Annotated in this window: 3 protein-coding genes; all 3 read right to left on the bottom strand. The window is 63.5% G+C overall.

All coding sequences use genetic code 11. The annotated features are described in order from the left end of the window. Window positions 1-133: 133 nt before the first annotated feature. Window positions 134-1225 carry a branched-chain amino acid ABC transporter permease gene (locus tag EN750_RS28245; RefSeq protein WP_127326909.1) on the bottom strand — a complete coding sequence of 364 codons (1092 nt, stop codon included), beginning with the start codon at window positions 1223-1225 and terminating at the stop codon, window positions 134-136. 4 nt (window positions 1226-1229) lie between these two features. Then, complete coding sequence (locus tag EN750_RS28240; protein ID WP_027036291.1) at window positions 1230-2135, bottom strand: branched-chain amino acid ABC transporter permease; 906 nt, start codon at window positions 2133-2135, stop codon at window positions 1230-1232. A gap of 1 nt (window position 2136) precedes the next feature. After that, the coding region (locus EN750_RS28235) for an ATP-binding cassette domain-containing protein (RefSeq protein WP_127398693.1) at window positions 2137-2649 on the bottom strand (513 nt) is incomplete at its 5' end.

Raw genomic sequence — 2649 nt, 5'->3', positions numbered from 1 at the left:
GATGACGATAGTCTTGTCATCGGCCAGCGCCGGATATGCGATGGACATCGAGGCCAGAGCGGTTGCGACAATTCTCATTTTGTATGTCATGCACGTCTCCTTTTTTGTTTTCCGGTCGGGCTTGTGCCGCCGGTCACTTGTTGCGACTGCTGCGAGGTAAGGTGAGCTCGCGGTTGCCCATGAGTCCGGATGGGCGAAGCGCGAGGATCACGATCATGATGACGCCGAGGGCTATTTCCTGGACCCCTTTCGGGAGGGCGAAAGTGGACTCGCCGAGCGATACGCCTGCCTCCAGCCAGCGCAGCGCCTGGATCAGGGCGGACAGCAGGACGACACCCACCACCCCCCCCGACAGGCTGCCCATGCCGCCGACGACGAGCATGGAAAGGGTGATGAAGGTGAGACCGAGATAGAATGTATCGGGTGTGACCACGCCGATGGAATGAGCCATAAGCGCACCGCCCAGCCCCATCACCGCGCCCGATACGACGAACGCCACGAGTCTTTCCCTGGGAATGTCGATACCGGAAGCCGCGGCGGCGGTGGGCTCGTCGCGGGCAGCACGAAGGGCCAGGCCGGACCGGGAGATCGCGTGCGCCCAGGCGATGAAGATTGCGACCACGGCGCCGATGAGATACGGCCAGATCATGCGCACGATCGGAATGCCGACGACCGATGAGGTCGCTCCGGTCACGCTCTCCCAGTTGGAATAAATTGTGTTGATCATGGCGAGCATCGCGAAGGTCGCGATCGAAGCCGCGATGCCCGATAGCCGCATCAGCACCCGCCCGAAGATGAGAGCGGCGAGGGCGGCGAACAATGCCGCCAGCACGGCCGATTGCCAGTACGGCAAACGGGTCGCCAGCAGCCATTCGGGCAATCCCGGCAGCGAACCGCGTTTCATCATCGGATTGATGGTGAGCCATGCGGCCGCGTAGGCGCCAAGGCAGGTGAAGCCGATATGCCCGAAGCTGAGAACGCCCGAATTTCCGATAAAGATGTATAGGCCCACGACGAGGATGACACGGACGAACACGTCGATCACCGTCTGGTTGAAGGGCCGCGATCCGGTCATCACCGTGATCAGCGCGATGGCCAGCAGCAGCAGAGAAAGCAGGACCGGCGTCAGGATTGTGCGGCGGGCAAGCGCGAAGCGGGCGGGCTTTCGCTCGGCAGCCGCGGCACCGGCAGCGGTAGAGTTGGTGAGGGAGGCGGCGACACCCATGAAATCAGACCCTTTCCTTGGTGCCGCGCGCGGCAATAAGCCCTTGCGGGCGGAAGAGGAGAACGAGGATGACCGCTCCATAGACAAAGGCATCGCGGAACGGCCGGGCGTCGATGGGCAGCATGACCTGCATGATCACCGAGGCGGCACCCAGCAAGAAGCCGGCGAGCACGGCTCCCCCGAGGCTGCCGAGGCCGCCAATGACGGTGGCGATGAAGGCCATCAACATGATCGAGGCGCCCATCTGGATGTCCAGCGTGCCTGTCTGGGCGCCAAAGATCAGTGCAATGGCGGCGGCCAACGCGCCGGAGAGCGCGAACGCGCCCATGATAACCCGGTTCGCACGCACACCCAGCATGCGGGCCATCGAGAAGTTCTCGGCCGCCGCCCGCATCTCCAGGCCGAAGCGGGTTTGACGCAGGAACAGTGTCAGGCCGATCAGGATGACCATCGTGGCGACGATCGTTATGAGCTGGAGGAGGGGAAGCCTGGCACCGAGGATCTCCACCGGCTGGGACAGTTCGGGCAGCAGCGAGATCGATTTCGGCCGACTGGAGAAAAGCATGAGCAGGAAGTAGCGAATGACGAAACCGAGCGCGAAGGAGGCGATCATCATGGTTGCCGGATTTGCCTGGCGGAACCGCCTGAAGACAACGATTTCGCACAGCACCGACAGCCCGGCCCCGCAAAGGAGCACGAAGGGCACCAGCAGGTACCACGGCAATTGGCCAGCGAAGACGATGGCCATGGCGTCTGTTGACGGCCATAGCAGCGCGAAGACGCAGAAGGCGATGACGTCGCCATGCGCGAAGTTCACCAGCCGCATGACGCCGAAGATGAGGGCAATGCCAAGCGCCCCAAGCGCGTAGAGCGAACCAAGCGAGAGTGCGTCGAACAGGATCTGGAGCATCTCAGTGGTCCTCGTAACCGAAATAGGCAGCCTGGATCGCCTCGCCATTGCCGAGCGTCCGCGCGTCGCCATCGAGCACGATCTGTCCGCCACGCATCAGGATCATCCGCCCGCCCACCATCATCGCCCGGGCCGAGCTCTGCTCAACGATCAGGAGCGTGAGCTGGCGCTGCGCACGCAGCGCGATCAGCCGCTCATAGACCTGGTCGTTGATGTTGGGGGCGAGGCCCAGCGAAGGCTCGTCGATGGCTACAAGCCGCGGATTGGTCATCAACGCGCGTCCGATGACCAGCATTTGCTGCTGCCCGCCGGACAGCAATCCCGCCTGCCCATGCCGCCTCTCTTTCAGCATCGGGAAGGTTGCGTAGACGGCTTCGAGTTCGTCGGCCGCTCGGCTGCGCCAGCCGCGTTCGCGGGCGTGCATGCCGGTTCCGACCAGAAGGTTCTCTTCGGTCGTCAGCGAGCCGAAGACATCGCGCCCCTCCGGCACCATGGAGAATCCGAGCCGGGCGAT

This window comes from Mesorhizobium sp. M7A.F.Ca.ET.027.03.2.1 (genome assembly GCF_003999175.1).
Lineage (GTDB): Bacteria > Pseudomonadota > Alphaproteobacteria > Rhizobiales > Rhizobiaceae > Mesorhizobium.
Note: the sequence above shows the minus strand (reverse complement) of the source record. Positions and strands in the feature narration are given on the sequence as shown.

What these genes read in the sequence shown, in the direction of transcription:
- EN750_RS28245 (WP_127326909.1), bottom strand. Translation starts at nt 1,225, where the DNA reads ATGGGTGTCGCCGCCTCCCTCACCAACTCTACCGCTGCCGGTGCCGCG.
- EN750_RS28240 (WP_027036291.1), bottom strand. Translation starts at nt 2,135, where the DNA reads ATGCTCCAGATCCTGTTCGACGCACTCTCGCTTGGTTCGCTCTACGCG.